Source organism: Helicobacter suis (assembly GCF_902196135.1).
GTDB lineage: Bacteria > Campylobacterota > Campylobacteria > Campylobacterales > Helicobacteraceae > Helicobacter > Helicobacter suis_A.
In genome coordinates this window covers 83,567-104,477 of sequence record NZ_CABIKE010000002.1, presented here as the reverse complement: position 1 = coordinate 104,477, position 20,911 = coordinate 83,567, and the positions used below count along the sequence as shown (strand labels likewise).

The following is a 20,911-nucleotide window of genomic DNA, read 5'->3' as shown; positions in this document are numbered from 1 at the left end:
CATGAGATGGGTAGTATTTGGTCTGCTATTAGCAAGCGTTTTAGCGGGTGCGCCCAAGTGGGTTAAGCAATGTTCTGGTGTAGCAAAGCTTAGTAAGGGGAATATCGTAGCCTGCGGGTCTGCGGATATTTTGGATGGGGATGTGGATTATGCCATGAGTATGGCTAGCACTATGGCTAGAGATAAGTTAGCAGACTTTGTACTAAAGGATCAAAAGGTTGATTCTAAGGAAAAAGTTTCTGTGCAACTGCCAAGTTTGTTAAAAGCCAAATGGGTAGACTCTAATAGGGTTTATGTCTTGCTTGGTATGGATTCTAAGAGCGCTAAACAGGTTAAGGTTATTGTGCAAAAAAAACCCTCCGGTATTGTAACTCCGCCTGACAATCAAAAACAGACCCCAGCAGAACAAAAAATAAACCCACCTGCTAAAAATGCTACACAACCTCCCTTACAAAAGGAGAGCACGAACTAAAGCAAATAAGGCCTTTAAAGAAAAAACCTACTAAAATCTAAATAAGCAAAATGAAAGGATAACACCATGAAAGAGTGGATTTTAAAAGGGATACACAGCCCTAAAATATGGGTTTCTTGTGTACTTGGATCATTGCTACTTGCCGGTTGTGGCCAACAAGTGAGTTATGTTTCCAAACACGATCAAGAATCTAAAAAATATGTTACAGCGGGACTAGATTATCAAGACATTGAATACGCGGCTAAAACGGCTGTACAATCCATGCTAGCTAGCAAAGAGATGCAAGGGTTACAAGGTAAAAAGGTAATTGCGGTTTCTGATGTGATCAATGATACCGAACAGCATTTTGATCCACAACAACTCACCCAAATGGTGATTCAAACCTTGCAAGAGCAAGTTAAGGATAAATATTATGTAACTAGATTTGTTGCCGGTAGCGGGGGTGCAACCGATCAGATGATTGCTAAAGCCCGTAAGCTCCGAGACAATGAGGAAGTTAACCAAGAAACTACACAAGAAAAAGGCACAATACGCGCCCCTGATCTTTCCTTGAGTGGTAAAATTATCCAAAGAAATGCTAGGGTGAGTTCTACTAAACAACGGATTGACTATGTCTTTATCCTTAGTATCACCAGCGTCAAAAACGGGCTAGAAGTTTGGAGTCATGAATTTCCTATCACTAAATTAGGTAGCAATAAATCAGTGGCATGGTAAAGACCAGTCCATCAACACCCCTTGTTCTTTTAAAAAATCCTCTGCTTGATTAAAAATACGACTCCCTAGAAAGCTAGAGTTTCTCAGCTGGGCTAAAGGGCTTGGGTGGGGGGCTGTGATGATTAGGTGTTTAGGGTTGGGTGTTAAAAGCTTGATTTTTTCCTGTGCAACCTTGCCTAAAAAAATAAAGACTAGAGGGCGCTCTAGTTGGGAAATTTGCTTTAAAACTCCATCAGTAAAGCATTCCCAGCCCAAACCCGCATGGGATTTGGCTCTATTTTTTTCTACGCTTAAAATGGCATTGAGTAATAACACGCCTTGTTGTGCCCACGGGGCTAGATCGCCACAACTAGGTTTGATCTGCAAATTAGCGCTTAATTCTTTGTAGATATTTTGTAAACTCTGAGGAATAGGGGCATTTTTAGGCACACTAAAACTTAGCCCGCAAGCTAGGGGGTATTCTTGGTTTTGGTGCATAAAAGTGCCATGATAGGGGTCTTGGCCTAAAAGAATGGTGTGTAATTTTTCTAAAGGGGTGTCTTCAAAAGCCCTAAAAATTTGGGTGAGTGGGGGGAAAACCCGCGTGTTTTTTTTGTGCGCCTCTTTTAAGCTTTGCATGTAATTTTGATTAAGAGTAGAGAAAAAAGGGCTTTGACTAAGAGGTTCTAATAAGGCAAACCAAGCACTTTGTCGTAGGCGCTCTAAAATGTGGAAAAGCATTTACACCTCAAACTTAGAAAATTCTTGATTAAGGTGGCTATTGTGTTCTAGCATTTCTTGGATATTCTTTTCTAAATTCAGCCGTTGTTGTTTGATTTGAGAAAACATGTCAACTAAGTTTTGGGTGGCTGTGGCCATTTCTTTAATTTGGCGTCCAATTTGCTCATTGCTGCTAATAGCCTCCCCAGCGGTTTTATTAGAGATAGACAAATCATCTTGGACGGCTTTAATGTGGGTGTTTAACTCAGAAGTTTGTTTAGAAAGATCTTCAGATTCTAAAGCCATGTTTTGGATTTTAAGCCCAATATCTCCAATGCTTTGGGTGATCACATTAACCATACTTGTAATTTCTGCAAGAGACTTTTGCGTTTTGCTAGCTAGATTGCGCACTTCATCAGCCACCACCGCAAACCCTCTGCCGTGTTCGCCCGCCCGCGCGGCCTCAATGGCAGCATTAAGGGCTAATAAATTAGTTTGATTAGCAATTTCTTCAATAATAGAAAGTACATTTTTAATTTCAGCCGCGCTATGTGTAAGACCTTTGGCTTCTTTGGCAATGCTATCTTGATTCTTTGCCGCATCTAAAGCCAGTTGGACATGCTGGCTAATGCTTTGGCTAAAGGTGAGCATAGAAGAATCGGCCTTTTTAATATTGTCAGTGGCTAGTTGGAGTAGTTGTAAAGTTGTTGTGGCGTTTAAATCCACATCATGGCTTAAGCTACGCATGGTTTTAATGATTTGATCTTCATTAGATTCTGTGGATTTAAGGGTTTTTGTCGCCTTTTCAATCGCGCCACTAGTGGCCATATTAGAGCTTAGAATTGTTTTAGAGATTTTAATAATCTCTTGGAGTTTTTGGATAAAGAGATTAAAAAAATGGGCTGTACTGCCCACTTCATCTAATCGTTTGCTTTCTAATCTTTGGGTTAAATCTGCCTTTTTAGACTGGGTGAGGGTGCTTGCCATTTCTTTTAAACGCGCTAAGGGTCCAAATAAATTCTTTTCAAAGAGGATTAATAAAATAAAGCCAATGAATGCAAGCATGCCTAAAATAAAACCTAAAGTTTTAAGAGTGTGGGTTAGTATTTGATCGTGGATATTGCTTAAATCAAATTTGACATTTAAAATAGCCAGCACATCGCCTAGTTTAGAGTTAACATGGCAACTTAAACAGAGTTTTTCGGCGATGAAGGGTTGGCGCAATAAAATAATGTGTTTTTTATTTTCCTCAAGAAAGTGGATTTTAGGGGCGCTTGTTTTATCTTTAAAAATACGCAACATCTCTGCATCTCTAGTAAAATGCGCACTCAAACCAAATAATTTAATCACCTCTTGAGAAGGGATAAAACTCACATGCGCGCCTTGCAATCTTTGGCTATCATGGACAACGCGCGTTAATTGGTTAGAATCGCCTGTTAAAGCCGCTTCTTTAACCATAGTAACAAGGGCTTGGTTAATCACTTTAATAAAAGCTATACTTTGTCTAGTGGTAAGTCTTTCATAACCTGCATGCAAGGAAAAGTAGACAACACCCACTACAAGTAAAGATGCAAGAGAAATATAAACAGCCAAGTTAGCCTTAATACTTTTAAACATCATCAACCCGCTTTATAAATGGCAACATTATACATAACAATTAAGCAAAAGTTAAAATTTAAAATGTTTTAGCCTGTTTTTGGCCAAATTAACCCTTTATTGTTTCTGATCATTATTTTTTTTGCTATAGTATCGCCTTGTAAATTATTTTAAGGAGTTTTCATGCGTTTTCGTTTTCTAGCAATCCCAATGGCTTTTTCAACATTTGCAGGTTTAACCCCACTTAGTGCCGAAAAAAGCGGGGCTTATATGGAAGGTGGTTTCCAATATTCTACTATGTTGCGTGGAGCCCACAGTGGCGGTAGTGCTAGCCCTCTAGGTGGTTATGCTAATGCCACTACCCTCTATGGGAACATGTATGGCCTAGATACCCAAGTGGGTTATAAACAATTTTTTGGTAAGACTAAACGCTTTGGTTTGCGCTACTATGCTACCTTTGCTTGGCAACATGGAACTTTTTATAATGGGCGCACAGACCTAGCCAACTTCAACTACGGCGGCGGGATGGACTTTCTGTATGACTTCTATCAAGACAAAGACGGAGTCAAAACTGCCGGTCTCTTTGCTGGTATAGCCTTAGAAGGATCTAGCTGGTTAGCTGCTGGACAAAGCGGATACATGACGCTAAATCGCCAACTAGGTACAAACGCTCAAATGAATACTAGCTACTTTCAGCTCCCTATCAATCTTGGTTTTAGGGCTAATTTCACCAAACATCAGGGGCTTGAACTTGGCTTGCGTATCCCTCTTGTTACAAATTACTACTATAAAGCGGTTGTAGATCACGATGTCAATTCGGTTATGTTCAAACGCAATTTCTCTGTTTACATGAACTATGTAATCAACTTCTAGTAAATGCCCGGGGTTTGCGCCCCGGGCACTGCGTATTCTTTACTTACTTTCTCTTTTAAGATTTAAAATTACAATTTCACTTTTAGCAAAAGCACGCATTGCCGGTCCCCAAAAACCTACCCCGCTACTCACATAGATTTTTGTTTTAGCGCTTAAAGCATAAAGCCCGTGGATAAATCCCTGCTGCCACTTTGCTAAAAACATAAAAGGGAAAACCTGCCCCCCGTGAGTGTGCCCGCTTAAAACTAAATCAAAATCTTTTAAATCATAAATAAGGGCGGCTCTTGGCTCATGGGTGAGTAAAATACTAGGTTTATCTTTATTCAAATGCTTAATAGTTTTAGGCAAAGAGGGCGCGTACTCACCTCCCCATCTAAGCCCTGCTAGATCGGCTAATCCGGCGATATTAAGAGGCCCCATATCTACACTGCTATTAAATAAAATTTTCATATGGGTATGGGTTTTTAAAAGATTTAGTACAGAGGAAAGGCCGTGGTAGTATTCATGGTTACCCACAGCATAAAATGTCCCGTAAGTGGATTTTAAATCATCAAGTTTAGAGATGTAACCTTCTAGGTTTTTAGGGTTAGTGTCTACCAAATCCCCGACAATCACAACCATATCTACTTTTTGGGTATTAACCTTTTGGATAATCTCTTTGAGGAATTTTTCATGCAAGTTAGGGCCTAAATGCATATCTGTTAACATGGCGATTCTAAGGTCTTGTTTTAGCCCGGGTATTCCAACTTGGACTTTTTTAATGGCGGGGATTTCAAGGGCGTTATGGGCAATGATAGCACTAAAATAGATCACTAAAACCAAAAAAGCTAAATCAAAGAGAGGGTAAAATTGGTTTTTAATTTCTTGTTTATTCATTAAAGCAAGGCTAACAAGCGCGGCAAATGCTAAAACATTAACATAATCAAGCAAGGAAATATCTAAATTAAATTGGCTAGCTTTAAAGATAGCCTTGTAAATGCCTATAAAAAGCAAAAAAATAAGAATACACACGATGCCATAGGTGTAAAGAAAAGAGAGGTAGGGGGAGTGGCTTTTGTGGGGTTTGCCTATCAAAGCTAGGGCGATGTTTAAACACTCAAATAGTAGAGTTATCCCAAATAGAACATAGGTAGGCGCGTAGGAAAAAGAAAGAATTTTATAAGCAGATGTGCCTAAATGCAGCCGGCTTGAGGTACTGGCAAATAAAAACACCAACTGCGCAATAAAAAGCCCCAATACCATAAACCCGGCTAATCCACCCACATACTGGAGTAAAACCATTTTTTGGAGCAATCTTTTATACACATACAAGTTAGTCAGACCTAAAAAAACGATGAACACACTATAAAAAATGAGGTACGCCATAGCAGGATTATAAAATTTGATCTGTTAAGAGAAGTTAAAAGGTTTGAGTCTGGTAGTTAGATTACTAAAACCTTTAAAGAGCGCTTATCAATGCTGTATCTAATCACACTAAATTTCACATTATAAGCTTTAGCAAATTTATTTAAACTGCCAAATCTTGCTTTGATTTCACGCGATCAAATTCAATATAAGGGTGCATGTTTTCCTCCTAGTTCTACATGTTGCGCACTAAAATACTTCTGCCACTTACTCCCTTGTGTGTAGGGGGTGGGCTTAGGATTTTGTGGCCTTGATCTTGATCTTATGTTGATCTTATGTTGCAGCGGCTAAATTGGCTAAATCTAAATTCTGGTTGATTTGCCCGCTTGCCGTGTGTGTCTCTACTAAAGTGCCTTGTTGGCTATATTTCTGGGTTTTAGCCTGCCGGCAATCTGAGCGGCGATTTTTTGCATTTCTAAAACCTGTAATTGCTCATTGTAGGGGGCTTGTGCTACTGCTTGTTACTGCTGTGCCTCTTTGGCCTGTGCTCTCTACATTGGCAGTTATGAGGCTATCCTGTCATTTAGCACTAGTGGCAATAAGTTAAAGAAATGGGACTTCAACATTGTATCAAAGTCAAAGAAAGCCTACTTTTAAGCGCGTTAGGCAATTTAGATGAGGCCACATTAAGTAAACTTGGGGTAGAAAAAACCACTACCCAAAGCTTTAGTATAAAGTTGCAAGCATGAGTCGCCACATTAGATTAGAAAAAGAGCTATACAAGCAGCTTTGTGCTAGCACTCCAAAAGAGGCTAAAAAGCTCTTGAGTGGCAAAGAATTATACATCCCTAAAAATGGCACACTTGCAAAAGTCAAGGCGTTTTTAGCCGAATTCACCGGACAAAATGGCTTAAGTTTATGTGTGCGGCTAAATATGAATGAACAGCAATATAAGCGCGCCTTAAAAGTCTATCGCCTTAAAAAAACTTCAAGAAAACAAAAACAAGCCCACTTGTCTTAACAAATCCCGCCCGCCTTTGCCGGTGGGCTCTAAAATCTCATTAATTTCATTTTCTAGCGCTGGAGCAGGTCTCCCCTGATTATCAAAAGGCAAAAAGCGGCGTTGTGGCATTTTTCTAGTGCCATATTGGTGGAATTGTGCATAAGCCACATTCACGCGCGCTTTTATGCTATTGCCTTCAATGTCTACACGGACAGCACTCCGCATAAGGCCGCTACGCTCTAAAATCGGCTTGTTTCTAGGTTTGTACTTGAGTGTCTTAGGCTTTAGCGGACTCCATGAGCGGTTAGTAGTCAAGTCTTTTTGTTGTGTGAAAGACTGGCGTACCTGTTCCTCAATGGCATTGGCTATTTCTTGGGTGATCACGGACAAATCAAACATGCGCATTCCTTGTATTTTTGTTTGTCTAAAATAGCACACAAAAAAGGCCATCCATGCCCTTTTTAGAAGCAATCGCTAGCCTACAAGCTAGAAAACCCCAATTAATCCCCAATGGCGCTAATTTCAAATTTAGCGAGTATATCCGCGCTTTTAGCATTAGTGGTATTAGTAAAATTGATACTTTAGTAGCCTATCAAAGTGCCTTAGAAAAGGCCTTAGCTAAAGGCCAAAGCTTTAATGACTTTGTTAAAACAAACCCCCAACTTGTGCAAACTTTGAATAAAAAGCGCCTTGAGCGGGTGTTTAAATATAATTTAATTTATGCCAACACTAGGGGTAAATTAATGCGCTATGAGAGTGCGCCCCCTATTGTGGGCAGTAGCAATGGTGATGGGTGGTATTATGTTTTTCATAGTCGCAAAGACAACGCGGCGCGGCATTTAGCCTTTGATAATGTTTGTTTGCCAAGAAAACACCCCTTTTGGGATAACCACACTCCGCCACTTGATTGGGGGTGTCGCTGTGAACTCCAGATATGGAGCGAAAGACAGATCAAAACAAAAGGCATTGAGATCACTAAAAATATCCCCACAAGTGGGGGGACTGAAGCGGGGGGTTTTGAGCGTGATAACAACAAATTCTTAGCTACATTTTTCAAGAACAAACTAGCCACTTACGCTAACAACTCCAAAGCCACAAGCCTACTTAAAGGGGTGTTGCAAAATATCGCTAGCAAAAAAGCGCGCTTTAAATCTCTCTTAAGACTTTCACAAAATGGCGGGGGTTTGCGTTTTGGCAACTTAGAAACTTTGCCTATCACATTAAAATCTAAAACCCTAAAATCTAACCCCGCTAATGATCTCTTTGATTTTTTCTTAGCTAAAGAAGTGTTAGATAATCCGCTACTAGTGGCCACTAACAAAGATAGCAGAAAATTAGTGGGGCAGAAATTAGGGCGCTGGTATGAATTAGAGATTCAAGGCACAGAATTAACCGGTTTAGAGCACTTCAAGGAAGCGCCTCCCTTAAAAGAGGGTTTTAAAATCCAAAGTCTAGATTTTGATGAACTAGCTAAACGCCTCCCAGCTGAAAAACCCTATCCCTTCACCCAAAGAGTGCTAGCCACAATCAAAAGCGCGCTATCTTTGTTAAGTTTGAATGAAAAGCAAGAAAAGCATGTTTTAGATAGCCCCGGATACATACAAGGCCGCAGTTACTACACAAAAGCCCCGAGTATTGAGGAGGTGAGGGGGTGGATAAGGGGAAGCGCTGATCTTGGTAGTTTGACTAAAAAAAATAATTCTTGGCGAGGTCATGTAGTTGTACACCACCCAGATTTTGAAGCAATCGTATTGCCACACCCAAAACTAAGCATCAAAGAGCCTACAAAGACATTTTTTAGTAAAATCCATTTGAGCGGGAAAGGTAAGATACACGCCGTACCACTCTATAAGGATAGCCCCGAGCTTTGAGCGCGGGCGGTGCAAAAGGTTAGCAATGGTTAAGTTAGAGGATTACGCCCAATACTTGGGGTGCAAAATGCGCATTATTTGTTATGATGATGACGGGGGCGATGATATTATTTTAGAGGGGTGGCTAAAAACCTATGCTTATGCTTTTCAAACGGGCGATGAAGATGATGATATTATTTTGTTAGGTACTAATGGTGTGCCATATGGGCTTTATATGTATGAGGTTAAGGCCATTATTCCCCTTGAACCGCCAAAAGAACAACCGTACGCCCTTAGTTAACCCCCCTTGCGCATTTTCTGATCAAAACCCCTTGTAAAATCCATTCAAAAAAGTTAAGGCCAAAAGAATGGATTTTACTACAGCGCTTAAAAAGTTAGAGGATCGCATTAGCGGGCTTAATACTATGCGGGGGCGGCTTCTTAAGTTTGTTAACCCCCAAACAGCGCCCGCCACTCAAACAAATACACAACCCCCCGCGCAAAATAGCGCCCCTGAAGTGGAGAGCACTAGTACGCCCACTCAAGCGCCTACACAAACCCAGATCGCCCCCGCCCCTGAAGTGGAATTAAGCAAACAAGAAAGACAAGAGCGCTTAAATCTAATTAATCAATTAATAAGAACTAGGAATATCACCAATAACGATTTAGCCCCCTTAGGTTTGCATTTTGAAAATTACGAGGTCTTTAAGGGTGTGGTTTGGCGCAATAATGAGCTAACCCAAGATTTTAAAGATTATATGCGCGGTTTGGATAGTATTAGCGTTTTTGCTGTTGTTTATGAGGCTATGGGAAACGCGGAATTTAGAAAACTTGATTTTACACTTATAACCGGAGATAGCGGAGTAGCCTCCTTTTATTATCGCTATGTTTTAGGTTTAGTTGAACTTTATACCAAACAAATAAACGCCACTCAAGCCATTCATGATGTTTTATTTGCGCTAGTTGCCAGCGCAACTCAATACTTGTTAATGGCCGCAAATGCGCCTACTGATAATACAGAGGCTCAAGATCAAGCTAAAGCGCGTGTTACGCAATTACAAGAGGCTTTTAGCGAATTTTACCGCGATTTTGGCGAGGACAGATACAATCTAGTCTATAGCTTTATCTTTGCCTGTAGGCCACTAGAGGCACAACTTCAAGAGTCGCTAACTCTAGAATACGCGATCACCTTAAGGCGTAACATGCGCCCAGACTACTACCAAGTAATCCCCCAAATTATTGGCGGTTTTAGCCCGCGTGTTTGAGAAAATATTAAGCTTAATAGGTGTTACTATATAATTCTTATTCTTATACCACTAAAGAATTAAAAAGATAACTTAACAGATAAGGCGTTAGAATCACACTAAAATCTTTAGAAATTAAAAACATTGCACCTTGTAAATTAACCCATATTAAAGCGCTATTTAAAGGGCGTTCAATACGCCTTGAAAGTTTAACTACCTAAACCGATCACATAGATTAACCTAAACCACCCCTAAATTCTATTTATTTAAAACCTTGCCAAAACCCATAACGCTAAACAGCCTTTAAAAAACACATCTCTAAAAACGCTATGCCCCACTAATCCCGCGTGTTTTTTCCCGTAGCTGTCCACAGGCTGCGCTAATATCTAAGCCCTTTGAGAGGCGCATTGTGCAAAGTAAACCCCTTTGGTTAAGAAAGTCTGCAAACTGCTTGACTTTTTCTAAATCGGGGCGTTCAAACTTAGAATGAGGCGTGGGGTTATAAGGGATAAGATTAATTTTAGATCGTAATCCATTGAGCAATCTAAGTAAAGCCTTAGCATGCTCTAGCCCGTCGTTATAATCTTTAATCACCAAATATTCAAACATCAGCCGTTTACGCGTATCTATAGGAAAGCGCTTTGCGGCCTTTATTAACTCTTGAATATTATAGGTTTTATTAATGGGCATGAGTTTAGAGCGTAGTGCATCATTTACCGCATGCAAAGAAATAGCTAGCTGTACCCCCAAATTAAGCGCCCCTAAAATATCCATCATAGGCACAACCCCACTTGTTGAAAGGGTGATGCGCTTAGGAGAAATATTAAGCCCATGTGGGTGGCTTAAAATTCTAATGGAGCGCACCACCTGCTCAAAATTATGCAAAGGCTCGCCCATGCCCATGAAAACTAAATTAATCCCCTTAGTAGGCTCTAGCGCGTGCATGTGCTTTAAAGCCACCACCTGCTCTACAATTTCACCCGCTTTTAAATTGCGCACAAATCCCCCCTTAGCTGTGGCGCAAAACACACAACCCACCTTACAACCAATCTGTGAACTCAAACAAAAGGTGAGTTTTTCCTGTGCTAAAATTTGCCCTTGATCGCCTACCTGTTTTTCTTTCATCACCATAAACACGCTTTCAAAGCTATGTTGATCGTGGGTGGCAAATAAACATTTTTCGCTTTTATCTTGGCTACACTCTTTAACCAATAACTTTAAATTCTGGATATAAAAATCTCTCTGCAAGATTGTTTTTAAAGATTTAGGCAAATTGTGCATTTGATCAAAAGAGCTAGCATAGCGCTGATAAAGCCAAGCAAAAATTTGTTTGGCCACAAAGGGTTTAAAATGGTGATCAGTGGCGTAGGTTTGTAATTCTTCAAAAGTGAAGTTATAAAGCGATTGCATGAAAAGCCTTTCAGAATTGATACACATTTTAGCCCCAAAATGCTTAAATCGCTGTGCTATAATGGGGATTTTGGAGGTTTATATGGGTTTAAAGGCCGATACTTGGATTAAAAAGATGAGTTTAGAACATGCCATGATTAAGCCCTTTTGTGAGAATCAAGTGAGTAAGGGCATGGTGAGTTATGGATTAAGTAGTTATGGCTATGATATCCGCGTGGGTACAGAGTTTATGCTCTTTGAGCAACAAAAAGGAGTGGTTGATCCTAAAAACTTTGATCCGCGCTTAGTCCAAAGTATCCACACCCAAACTTTTATCACTATCCCACCTAATGCCTTTGCACTAGCCCATAGCATAGAGTATATCCGCATGCCTAAAGATGTACTAGCCATTTGTTTAGGCAAAAGCACTTATGCGCGCTGTGGGATCATTGTCAATGTTACGCCCTTTGAGCCGGAGTTTGAGGGGCATATCACTATTGAAATTTCTAACACCACTTCTTTACCGGCTAAAGTTTATGCCAATGAGGGCATCGCACAGGTGATCTTTTTACAAGGCGATAGTGTCTGTACTACTAGCTATAAAGACAAACAGGGCAAATACCAAGGACAACAAGGCATCACTTTGCCTAAAATTAATCCATGACCTCCCTTTCTCAAAGACGACTTAAAGCCTTTTGTGCCAATAGGCGGGCGTTTTATTCGTGTATTATTTTTAGTTTGCTTTTTTTGCTCTCTTGTAGTGCTGAGCTTTGGATCAATGATAAACCCCTTTTTATCTATAAAGATCACAAAAGCTATTTTCCTCTTTTTAAAGATTATCCTGAAACCACCTTTGGCGGGGATTTTTACACCACCACTGACTACACAGACTCTTATGTCAAAAAACACCTGCTTAAAAATGCTTTTGTAATCTGGCCCTTAGTGCCCTATTCTTATAACACCATTATTATGGATCTTAAACAAAGCGCTCCCACTCCCCCTAGTCTTAAACGCCTTTTAGGTACAGACGATCAAGCCCGCGATGTGTTAGCACGGCTAGTTTATGGTTACCGCATTTCTATTTTATTTGGGCTCATTTTAAGCGTGTGTAGTGTGGTTTTAGGTGTGGCTTTGGGGGCTTTACAGGGCTATTATGGCGGCTTTATTGATTTATTTGGCCAGCGCTTTTTAGAGATTTGGAGCGCTGTACCCATGCTTTTTTTATTGCTCATTCTCTCTAGCATGTTTACCCCTAGTTTTTGGTGGCTTTTGTTATTAGTGTTGGCCTTTAGCTGGATGGGTTTAGCCCAAGTGGTGCGCACTGAATTTTTAAGAGGGCGTAATATGGACTATGTTAAGGCTTCTTATACGCTAGGGGTGAGTGATATGCGCGTGATTTTTTATCATATTTTGCCTAATGCCCTTGTGGCTACTATTACTTACATGCCCTTTGTCATGGCCGGAAGTATCACTACCTTAGTCAGCTTAGATTTTCTAGGCTTTGGCATGCCAGTTGGGAGCGCTTCTTTAGGCGAACTGCTCAATCAGGGTAGAAACAACCTTTATGCGCCCCATTTAGCCCTAGTTGGGTTTTTTGCTACCGCAACTTTACTTTCTTTGCTTGTCTTTATCGGGGAGGGGGTGCGTGATGCCTTCAGCGGACAGTAGACCCCTGCTTAGCATTCAAAATTTAGAAGCAAGAATTGGGCAAGATTTTTATTTAAAAGATATTAATTTAGAAGTATTGCCCGGGCAAAGGGTGGGTTTAGTTGGGGAGAGTGGGAGCGGGAAAAGCTCGCTAGCCCAATTAATTTTACGGCTTGTGCCCTTTATCTGTGCTACTCATGGAAAAATCATATTTGAGGGTATGGATTTATTAAGCCTTAAAACTTCTATATTAAGAATGATTAGAGGCGCACAAATTGGCTATATCGCACAAGAACCCCTTTCAGCCCTGAACCCCTTGCATAAAATCCATAAACAAATTTTAGAAACACTTCTCTTACACAATAAACTTTCTAAATCTAGCGCACATGATCGCCTTGTGGAAGTGATCAACCAAGTGGGGCTTTCTTTAGATTTGCTTAACCGCTACCCTTATGAATTAAGCGGGGGGCAAAACCAACGCGTGGCTTTAGCTATGGCACTCATTAATCGCCCTAAACTTTTAATTTGTGATGAACCCACCACCGCCTTAGACGCACAGATTCAAAAGCAGATTTTAGATTTACTCTTGTACTTGAGTGTGCAAAACCAAATGGCTATTTTAATCATCAGCCATGATTTAGGGGCGATTAAACAGGTGGCTAAGTCTGTTTATGTTTTGCAAAAGGGTAGGATTTGTGAGCACAACACAACAGAAGAACTCTTTAAAAACCCCAAACACCCCTACACACAGCTACTTTTAAACGCGCGCTATCTTAGCAAAAAAAGCACGCCGCCTAACACCCAAGAAGTGTTGCGCCTCAAAGATTTTAGTGTGCATTACACCAAAAAGAGATTTTTAGGCAAAGATCGCATTTTTCAAGCCATTAGCGGGGTTAATTTAAGTTTACATGCGCAAGAAACCTTAGGCGTCATGGGGGCATCTGGGAGTGGGAAGAGTTCGCTAGCGCTAGGGATTTTAAAACTTGCTCAAAGTCAAGGGGAAATGTATTTATTAAATAAGCCTATTCATTTGCTTAACTCTAAAGCCTTTAGACCCTTAAGAAAATCAATTCAAATTGTCTTTCAAAACCCTTATGCCTCTTTAAACCCGCGCTGGAGTGTACAAGATATTTTATTAGAAGGCTCAAACTCTTTAGATAAAAATTTAGCCATAGAGAGTTTAGAAGCGGTGGGATTAGAGGCTAAGTATTTAGATTGTTATCCCTTTGAGTTAAGCGGAGGGCAGCGCCAAAGGGTGGCCATTGCACGGGCTATTATCAACCGCCCGCAAGTGGTTTTAATGGATGAGCCCACCTCGGCTTTAGATAAGAGTTTGCAAAAGGTGGTGCTTAATTTGCTTTTAGAGTTACAGGCAAAAATGCGCCTTAGCTATATTTTTATTAGCCATGATTTAGATGTGATTGAGAGCATGTGTGATCGGGTTCTTGTGATAAAGGGTGGCCAAGTGGTAGAAAGTGGCCAAGTAGATATTATCTTTAAAAACCCCAAACACCCCTATACAAAGCAACTTTTAAAGACGCGCTTAACTTGACTTGTTAAGTAAATGTTGCTAAGATAAGCGTTTTTATTGTGCGGGAATAGCTCAGTGGTAGAGCACGACCTTGCCAAGGTCGGGGCCGCGGGTTCGATCCCCGTTTCCCGCTCCAATTTTCTTGAAGGGCTTTTAGTGTTGCGCGTTTCTAAGCTTATAAGTGTGTGTGTGTGTGTGGGCGTTTTAGTTAGTGGTTGTGCATCACCTTTTCCTGTGGGAACTTTATTTACGGGTGTAACACTTCCGGTTTCGGGAAATAGTGAAAGTGGTTCTAAAAGGGGTGAGGCAATTTGTCATAGCATTCTTGGCATTGCCGCCTTTGGCGATTGTTCAGTAGAAAAAGCCGCTCAAGCGGGAGGTATTAAAACCATTAAGTCTGTGGATCGTAAGGTAACAAATATACTAGGACTTTACGGTCACTATGTAACTATCGTTAAAGGCGATTGATCGTTAGCTTCCAAAATGCCGGGCAGATAGCGCCCGCGTTTGTTTGCCCAGGTGGTGGAATAGGTAGACACAAGGGACTTAAAATCCCTCGGTAGCAATACCGTGCCGGTTCAAGTCCGGCTTTGGGCACCATGGCGACGTAGCCAAGTGGTAAGGCATGGGTCTGCAAAACCTTGATTCCCCGGTTCAAATCCGGGCGTCGCCTCCAAAATTTAACTTTTTAACTTAGCGGGAGATGGCTGAGCGGTTGAAAGCGGCGGTCTTGAAAACCGTTGAGGGTCATACCTCCGGGGGTTCAAATCCCTCTCTCCCGGCCACATTCTCTTAAGGAATTTCTTGGGACATTCTCCCTTAAGTTTGCTTGTGCCTCTTTTTGTGATTGCTATGGTGATTTTTACGCGTAGAGTTGCCCTTGCGCTTTTTAGCGGCATGGTTTTAGGCGCTTTATTGCTTACAGATGGGCATCTTTCTAGCCTTGTGATTTATCTTTATACAAAAATTAGCGCCGTGTTTTATCACAAGCAATCACAAGGCCTAATCCCTAATTTAAATAGTCTGTATGTCTTTGGCTTTTTAATTTTGCTAGGGATTTTAAGCCAGATTATTGCTAGCAGCGGGGCGATTAACTCTTTTGTGCGTTGGGCTAAAAACCATGTGCAAAGCGCGCGCCAATCAGAGGGCATTGCATTAATTGCCGGGATTGTGATTTTCATTGATGATTATTTTAACGCCTTAATTGTAGGCCAAATTAGTAAAACCCTAAATGATGCGCATAGATCAAGCCGTGAGCGTTTAGCCTATATTATTGATTCAACATCAGCGCCTGTGTGTTTGCTTGTGCCGCTTTCTAGTTGGGGGGCTTATATCGTAGGGGTGATGCAAAATGAAGGCTCGCCCTTGCTTAAAGAGGGTTTTGCTTTACTACTTAAAAGTACGCTGAGTAATTATTATGCGTGGTTTGCGCTTTTAGCTGTGTTTTTAACCATTCTTTGGCAAATCAACCTACCGGCCATGCAAAAATACCAAAATGTAGGCGTGCAGGATACAAAAATCCAACCCTTTAAACAAGCCCCTCTTTCTATTTTACTCTTAAGCATTGCTATGCTCCTTGTGAGTACCACGATTTTAATGTTTTATACAGGCTATGTAGGGAGTGTTCATAAAGATTTTTTAGACATTTTAGGCCATATTAATAGCGCGCTTTCTCTCTTTGTAGGCGGGATTATTTCTTTAATCTTTTGTCTCTTTCTAGCTTGGCGCTATCTACCACCAAATAGCCTTTTTTCTTTGATCTATCAGGGCTTTAAAAGCATGGCCTCTGCGATTGTAATTTTAGTATTAGCTTGGGCAATTGGTCCCATGATTAGAGATGATTTACAAACAGGGTTGTATTTAGCCAGTTTGATCGCACATTTTCAGGGCGTGTTTTTACTCATGCCCTTGCTCTTATTTTTAATTTCAGGATTTATTGCTTTTAGCACGGGTACTAGCTGGGGGGCTTTTGCGATCATGCTTCCTATTGGTACAGCAATGGTGAGTGTGGTGGGGGGTGATATTGTGCTGGTGGTTTCAGCGATTTTATCAGGGGCGGTTTATGGCGATCACGCCTCGCCTATTTCAGATACAACTATTTTATCAGCCACTGGGGCAGGTTGTTCAGTTCAAAGCCACTTTTTAACCCAATTACCCTACGCCACCCTTACAGCTGTTTGTGCCATGCTTGCTTTTCTCATCGCTAGCCTTAGCCTTTCTAAGATAGTGGGCTTTATCGGGGGGGCTTTATTTTTAATAGCCCTGTTTTATGGTTTAAAGCGCATGTTTAAAAATAACTAAAACTTAGCTTTGGTCCATGAATAGAGGTGTTAATGGCAATCAACTGGCTTCTAAGCGCGCGGTAATAGGTATTAGTCTCTTCAATGGATTCATGTTTGGTTTCAAAAGTACGCACACGGGTATAAGAATTAGAGATTTGTGAAACTAACATTCTTAAAGATTTTTCGGCTTGTAAGTGATCGTCAATGCTTAAGGCCTTTTTTAAGGTTAAAATTTGGGCTTCAAGTTCTTTAAAATGGGGGAGATCAAAAGAGAGCATGGGCGCTTTACGCACGCCGTATAAAATTTTATTGATAAAAGCATATAGGGGAATGTTATGCACCATTTGGTAGAGTGCTAAACAGGCAAGTACATCTGAAATATTATTAATTGTGGTGTTAACTTGGGGGTTTTGATCTAGGGTGTATAAAATTCTTAAAATCATGGATAAATTATGTTGATCGTGGATAATTGCTTGTTCATGGGTAAAACAAGTGTGGTTTAAATAGCGACTCTTCAACTTTTCTAGGTGGTGGTAAACATGTTCTAATTTATGGGTGATGTGGGGGGAATTATCGGCATTATCTACCATGAAAGTTTCTAAATAGCGCTCTAAACTATGGTTAGAGGGAGCTAAAAGGGTGTGGTAAACATGTAAGATATGATTTGTATAAAGGGTTAAATCCGGTGTTTCTAACCAGATATCATCAAAGGGGGTATTAGATAAACTCTCTGTAATAGATCTAAGGGTGCTAGCAAGCAAATACGATCGAATCTGGGCGTGAGCTGATCCGGTGTTTGTGTGGATACTCTCTAAAAGAGATTGCATGGCCACCTTGAGATTAGAATCATTTGGATTGGTTTGCATGTGTTTTTGCACACTTTTAAATTTTTCAATGAGTGCTTTGGTGGCAAAGGGGAGAGGAGAGGGGAAAATTAATTGTGTGATAGCTACTTGCATGAATTGGGGTAAAAGCATGGCTTTAAAGTCTAAAAAACTCTGGGTAAAGCGTCTATAAAGGGGTCTATCAAGCGCTCTTGAATGGGCGCTAGTGATCGTATAGATTTTGAGTGCAAGTTGCATAGCCGCACTGGTTTGTACAACAGAGGTTACTCTTTGATCAAAACCTAGAGAAAAAATCAAATGTTTAACAGGTTTAATCAAATTTCTATCATGGACATTTAAGGATAAAAGGGCTTCTAAAAAAGCCAAGCCTTTTTGTTGTATGGGCGTGGTGTATACGCAGGATTTGCATTTGTCTTTAAAATCTAAAATTAGAGTACTGATACTTGAATCTTCTGGGTTTTCATGGAGAGTTTTTGAAAAGAAAGAAATGTCTGGTGATGGCAAAGGAGGGTTAGAAAAGAGAGTTGTAACAAGAATGGGGGAGATTAAAATCCATTTATTCATGGCGTGCTCCGGATAAAAAATAATATACTTTATAAATTCATAATAAAGACAACCTTGAAAATAATTCTATGAGAAACAGCACGGGTATGTAAGTGTAGAAAAGAAAACAAAAAGTAAATGAAACTTGAGATTAAGCTTAAGTTAAAACTAGTACTTTTTGTGTCTTTAAATTTTTAAAAGCACAGGGGCTTTTTTGCATTTCATGGAATTTACTGCTACAGGCGTGTAAGGTGATAGTTAAGAATAAGAGAAAAGAAATTTTCATAGATGTTCCTTAGAGGCGTTTTGAATCTGGATTTGTGCGGTTGAGAGGGTTTGTATGCTAAAAGAGGGTTCTTGTTTTAAATTTTCTTGTGTAACTGTGTGGGTGGCGTGTTTTGTTGTATCAGAGGATACAAAGGAGGTTAATAGGCTTTGGGTGTGGTGGAGTACTAAGTTTTTACTAGCTGTGCTAATAGTGGCTAGATCTGCTAACCAACCCTTAGTGCCAAAAAGCCCGTTGATAAAAATAGGGACTCTCTTGGTTAAAAAGAGCGTTAAAAGGGTGCTGGCAATTAAAATAAAATAGTTTTCTATGAGTGAGGGGGGTGGAGATTGTAAGGGAGTGGGTGGAATATTTGTAATGAGGGTAGTAAGGATTTTAGCGTTATAAAAGGCTATAAGAATGATGAGGGGCTGATAAAAGCTTAAAACCAAACACTTTTTAAAATAAAGCCCTAATAGGCGCAAACCAAATAATCCAAGTGGCAAGATAAAAATAGCCAAAGCTAGCCATAAATACAGCTCAATAGAGACCATTAGAGTTAAAGCTAGAATATAGATAAGAAGAATCCCTTGAGATATAACAAGGGCTAAAATGAGCATAACAGAAATAAGGGTTTCTGAGTTGATAGGCTTAATTTGGCTGATGAGTAAAACAAGGGTGTGGAAATTTTGATTGATCAGAAATTCTAAATCTAAATGGGTTTCTTCTAAATTAAGAGTAGATGCAGATGCCTTTAAACTTGCATGGATAAGCTCTGTTAGGGTATTAGCCGGGTAAAAGATGAGGTGTTTAAGTTCTGTGTAAAAATCTTGTGGGTGGTGGATTGCATAATTAAAAAGGGTGAAAAAGAGGGCAAAAGAGGCTAGATCAAAAAGGGTTTTCCACTTAAAAAAGTCTAAAGCGCGCATCCTTTGATAAGCCCATAACATCAAGGCTAAAACCATGCAAAGATTACAAAATAAGGAAAATTGTGGCAACTCTAAAATCTGAGTCCCTAAATTAGAGAGAAGAGTTTGGGTTGGATCAAGAAAAAAATGCAAAACACTCTGGTAGAGTTGCAAAGACTCCAAATAATAACCTTAAGGGTTGGGTTTTAGCGATTATAGTGGGCAGGAGTTTAATACAGACTAAAATAAAGTTTAGATTGTAAAATCACGCATTTTTAGATAAAATGGCGGCTTTAACGCGAATAATTAGATAAGGGAAATGATGAACAAGTATTTTACAATGGGGGTTGTGTCGTCTATTTTAAGCGTGTGGCTGGTAGCCCATAATCTGCAACAAGAAGTGGCTCAGGTTACCCCCACACATGCAAGAAGCTTTAAAAAAAATAGCAAACCCACCACTGCTGAACGCCTCAATGCTTTAAAGAAATTTTCTAGCGTGGTAGAGCAAATTGAGCGCTACTATGTAGATCAGGTGAGCATTAATGATATTGTAGATAAGGCCATTGACGGGCTTTTGAGTAATTTAGATGCCCACTCGTCTTATTTAACGGCTAAAAAATTTAGGGATTTTAGAGCCCAAACAGAGGGTGAATTTGGAGGGCTAGGTATCACGGTTGGAATCCGCGATGGCGCGCTCACCGTGATTGCCCCCCTAGATGACACACCCGCCTTTAAAGCTGGGATTAAAGCTGGAGATGTGATTTTGAAAATCAACCAAGAGAGCACGCTTAACATGAGTATTGATAATGCTGTTAATTTAATGCGAGGCAAGCCTAAAACCCCTATTGAACTTACCATTGTGCGTAAATCCGAACCCAAGCCTATTATTATCAAAATGATCCGTGACATCATTAAAATCAAATCCGTACACGCTAAAAAAATTGAGGGCACAAACTTTTTATATGTACGGGTTAATTCCTTTGATCGCAATGTGGTTAAGGGCGTGCTTAGCGAACTTAACAAGGCTAAAAATTTACAAGGAATTGTGCTAGATTTGCGCTCTAATCCGGGGGGATTACTCAACCAAGCTATTGATCTTTCCAATCTCTTTATCAAGCATGGCATCATTGTGTCGCAAAAGGGGCGTATTAAATCTGAAGACATTGAATACCGCGCCAATGGCAGAGCCCCTTATCCTAACTTGCCTATTGCCGTACTAGTCAATGCCGGTACAGCTAGTGCAAGCGAGATTGTTTCAGGTGCGCTGCAAGATCACAAAAGGGCGATTATCATTGGTGAAGACACCTTTGGTAAGGGTAGTGTACAAACCACTTTCCCTATAGGTAGAGACGAGGCTATTAAAATCACCATTGCCCGCTATTATTTGCCCAGTGGGCGTACTATTCAAGCAGTTGGGATCAAACCAGATATTTTAATTTATCCGGGCAGTGTACCCCAAGATGGGAGTAAGTTTAGTTTGAAAGAAGCAGACTTAAAACACCATTTGCAACAAGAACTCCAAGAGTTAAACACCAAAAAGGATAATAAAAAACCTGTGCCGGGCAAAAAAGAGAATAAAGAGGAAAAGGCAATCACGCTTAAAGACATCAACGCGGATATTCAGCTTAAAGTCGCAATTGACACCCTTAAGGTATGGGATATTCTCATGGCTACTAAGAAAGAGAGCGCTCATAAGTAAAAAAATA

The 20,911-nt window shown here is 40.3% G+C and carries 22 protein-coding genes and 4 tRNA genes; 18 read left to right on the top strand and 8 right to left on the bottom strand.

From position 1 onward, the window contains the following. Nucleotide 1: 1 nt before the first annotated feature. Both G6Q06_RS01955 and lpoB read left to right on the top strand, forming a co-directional pair. A complete protein-coding gene (locus tag G6Q06_RS01955) occupies nt 2-472 on the top strand; it encodes a hypothetical protein (RefSeq protein WP_163565546.1) in 471 nt (156 codons plus the stop codon). Nucleotides 473-538: 66 nt separating this feature from the next. After that, nucleotides 539-1,186: a penicillin-binding protein activator LpoB gene (lpoB, locus tag G6Q06_RS01950; RefSeq protein WP_163565545.1), complete on the top strand. Its 648-nt coding sequence runs from the start codon at nt 539-541 to the stop codon at nt 1,184-1,186. On the opposite strand, the gene ung is transcribed toward lpoB, so the two are convergent. Both ung and G6Q06_RS08710 read right to left on the bottom strand, forming a co-directional pair. Next, nucleotides 1,172-1,906: a uracil-DNA glycosylase gene (gene ung / locus G6Q06_RS01945; protein ID WP_163565544.1), complete on the bottom strand. Its 735-nt coding sequence runs from the start codon at nt 1,904-1,906 to the stop codon at nt 1,172-1,174. The genes lpoB and ung overlap by 15 nt on opposite strands. Next, nucleotides 1,907-3,505 carry a methyl-accepting chemotaxis protein gene (locus G6Q06_RS08710; RefSeq protein ID WP_275896940.1) on the bottom strand — a complete coding sequence of 533 codons (1,599 nt, stop codon included), beginning with the start codon at nt 3,503-3,505 and terminating at the stop codon, nt 1,907-1,909. A gap of 159 nt (nt 3,506-3,664) precedes the next feature. Between G6Q06_RS08710 and G6Q06_RS01935 the strand changes: the two genes are divergently transcribed. Continuing rightward, nucleotides 3,665-4,354, top strand: coding sequence for an outer membrane protein (locus tag G6Q06_RS01935; protein ID WP_163564955.1), 690 nt, complete (start codon nt 3,665-3,667; stop codon nt 4,352-4,354). Between the two features lie 39 nt (nt 4,355-4,393). Here the strand turns inward: G6Q06_RS01935 and G6Q06_RS01930 are convergent, their stop codons facing one another. Next, nucleotides 4,394-5,440 (bottom strand): metallophosphoesterase, encoded by a 1,047-nt coding sequence (locus tag G6Q06_RS01930; RefSeq protein ID WP_430734574.1) that lies wholly within the window; start codon nt 5,438-5,440, stop codon nt 4,394-4,396. A gap of 869 nt (nt 5,441-6,309) precedes the next feature. Here G6Q06_RS01930 and G6Q06_RS01925 point away from each other — a divergent pair. Both G6Q06_RS01925 and G6Q06_RS01920 read left to right on the top strand, forming a co-directional pair. Continuing rightward, on the top strand, nt 6,310-6,447 hold the full coding sequence (locus G6Q06_RS01925) for a hypothetical protein (RefSeq protein ID WP_163532870.1): 138 nt from the start codon (nt 6,310-6,312) through the stop codon (nt 6,445-6,447). Beyond that, the gene (locus G6Q06_RS01920) at nt 6,444-6,719 is read left to right on the top strand and encodes a hypothetical protein (protein ID WP_163532871.1); all 276 of its coding nucleotides are present in this window, start codon (nt 6,444-6,446) and stop codon (nt 6,717-6,719) included. The genes G6Q06_RS01925 and G6Q06_RS01920 overlap by 4 nt, the downstream gene beginning before the upstream one ends. Here G6Q06_RS01920 and G6Q06_RS01915 read toward each other — a convergent pair. Continuing rightward, nucleotides 6,687-7,100, bottom strand: a complete 414-nt coding sequence (locus G6Q06_RS01915; RefSeq protein WP_163565543.1) for a phage virion morphogenesis protein — start codon at nt 7,098-7,100, stop codon at nt 6,687-6,689. The genes G6Q06_RS01920 and G6Q06_RS01915 overlap by 33 nt on opposite strands. A 53-nt stretch (nt 7,101-7,153) precedes the next feature. On the opposite strand from G6Q06_RS01915, the gene G6Q06_RS01910 reads away from it, so the two are divergent. The 3 genes from G6Q06_RS01910 (at nt 7,154) to G6Q06_RS01900 (ending at nt 9,816) form a co-directional block, all read left to right on the top strand. Beyond that, nucleotides 7,154-8,572 carry a phage minor head protein gene (locus G6Q06_RS01910; protein ID WP_163565542.1) on the top strand — a complete coding sequence of 473 codons (1,419 nt, stop codon included), beginning with the start codon at nt 7,154-7,156 and terminating at the stop codon, nt 8,570-8,572. A gap of 25 nt (nt 8,573-8,597) precedes the next feature. Beyond that, entirely contained in the window at nt 8,598-8,852 is a 255-nt protein-coding gene (locus G6Q06_RS01905; RefSeq protein WP_163565541.1) for a hypothetical protein, read from the top strand. Nucleotides 8,853-8,919: 67 nt separating this feature from the next. Beyond that, nucleotides 8,920-9,816 (top strand): hypothetical protein, encoded by an 897-nt coding sequence (locus tag G6Q06_RS01900; protein WP_163565540.1) that lies wholly within the window; start codon nt 8,920-8,922, stop codon nt 9,814-9,816. Nucleotides 9,817-10,122: 306 nt separating this feature from the next. Here G6Q06_RS01900 and rlmN read toward each other — a convergent pair whose 3' ends face one another. Continuing rightward, nucleotides 10,123-11,274, bottom strand: coding sequence for a 23S rRNA (adenine(2503)-C(2))-methyltransferase RlmN (rlmN, locus tag G6Q06_RS01895; protein WP_163565616.1), 1,152 nt, complete (start codon nt 11,272-11,274; stop codon nt 10,123-10,125). Nucleotides 11,275-11,287: 13 nt separating this feature from the next. On the opposite strand from rlmN, the gene dcd reads away from it, so the two are divergent. The 9 genes from dcd (at nt 11,288) to G6Q06_RS01850 (ending at nt 16,663) form a co-directional block, all read left to right on the top strand. Further along, complete coding sequence (gene dcd / locus G6Q06_RS01890; RefSeq protein WP_163565617.1) at nt 11,288-11,848, top strand: dCTP deaminase; 561 nt, start codon at nt 11,288-11,290, stop codon at nt 11,846-11,848. Further along, nucleotides 11,845-12,852 (top strand): ABC transporter permease, encoded by a 1,008-nt coding sequence (locus tag G6Q06_RS01885; RefSeq protein ID WP_163565539.1) that lies wholly within the window; start codon nt 11,845-11,847, stop codon nt 12,850-12,852. Before dcd ends, G6Q06_RS01885 begins: the two co-directional genes overlap by 4 nt. Before the next feature lie 4 nt (nt 12,853-12,856). Beyond that, nucleotides 12,857-14,383, top strand: a complete 1,527-nt coding sequence (locus tag G6Q06_RS01880) for a dipeptide ABC transporter ATP-binding protein (RefSeq protein ID WP_205435787.1) — start codon at nt 12,857-12,859, stop codon at nt 14,381-14,383. 40 nt (nt 14,384-14,423) lie between these two features. Further along, nucleotides 14,424-14,498, top strand: a tRNA-Gly gene (locus G6Q06_RS01875). A 23-nt stretch (nt 14,499-14,521) separates the two neighbouring features. Further along, nucleotides 14,522-14,830, top strand: coding sequence for a TRL-like family protein (locus G6Q06_RS01870; RefSeq protein ID WP_430734573.1), 309 nt, complete (start codon nt 14,522-14,524; stop codon nt 14,828-14,830). Nucleotides 14,831-14,875: 45 nt separating this feature from the next. Beyond that, a tRNA-Leu gene (locus G6Q06_RS01865) sits at nt 14,876-14,962 on the top strand. Nucleotide 14,963: 1 nt separating this feature from the next. Next, nucleotides 14,964-15,038, top strand: a tRNA-Cys gene (locus tag G6Q06_RS01860). Nucleotides 15,039-15,059: 21 nt separating this feature from the next. Next, a tRNA-Ser gene (locus tag G6Q06_RS01855) sits at nt 15,060-15,147 on the top strand. Between the two features lie 19 nt (nt 15,148-15,166). Continuing rightward, nucleotides 15,167-16,663 (top strand): Na+/H+ antiporter NhaC family protein, encoded by a 1,497-nt coding sequence (locus G6Q06_RS01850; protein WP_163565536.1) that lies wholly within the window; start codon nt 15,167-15,169, stop codon nt 16,661-16,663. On the opposite strand, the gene G6Q06_RS01845 is transcribed toward G6Q06_RS01850, so the two are convergent. The 3 genes from G6Q06_RS01845 to G6Q06_RS01840 all read right to left on the bottom strand — a co-directional run bounded on the left by G6Q06_RS01845 (nt 16,650) and on the right by G6Q06_RS01840 (nt 19,388). Continuing rightward, nucleotides 16,650-18,053, bottom strand: a complete 1,404-nt coding sequence (locus G6Q06_RS01845; protein ID WP_163565535.1) for a hypothetical protein — start codon at nt 18,051-18,053, stop codon at nt 16,650-16,652. The two genes, G6Q06_RS01850 and G6Q06_RS01845, sit on opposite strands and share 14 nt — an antisense overlap. Nucleotides 18,054-18,189: 136 nt before the next feature. After that, entirely contained in the window at nt 18,190-18,318 is a 129-nt protein-coding gene (locus tag G6Q06_RS08705; protein WP_275896939.1) for a hypothetical protein, read from the bottom strand. Continuing rightward, entirely contained in the window at nt 18,315-19,388 is a 1,074-nt protein-coding gene (locus G6Q06_RS01840) for a hypothetical protein (RefSeq protein WP_163564790.1), read from the bottom strand. The genes G6Q06_RS08705 and G6Q06_RS01840 overlap by 4 nt, the downstream gene beginning before the upstream one ends. Before the next feature lie 139 nt (nt 19,389-19,527). Between G6Q06_RS01840 and G6Q06_RS01835 the strand changes: the two genes are divergently transcribed. Beyond that, on the top strand, nt 19,528-20,904 hold the full coding sequence (locus G6Q06_RS01835) for a S41 family peptidase (protein ID WP_163565534.1): 1,377 nt from the start codon (nt 19,528-19,530) through the stop codon (nt 20,902-20,904). Nucleotides 20,905-20,911 lie beyond the last annotated feature (7 nt).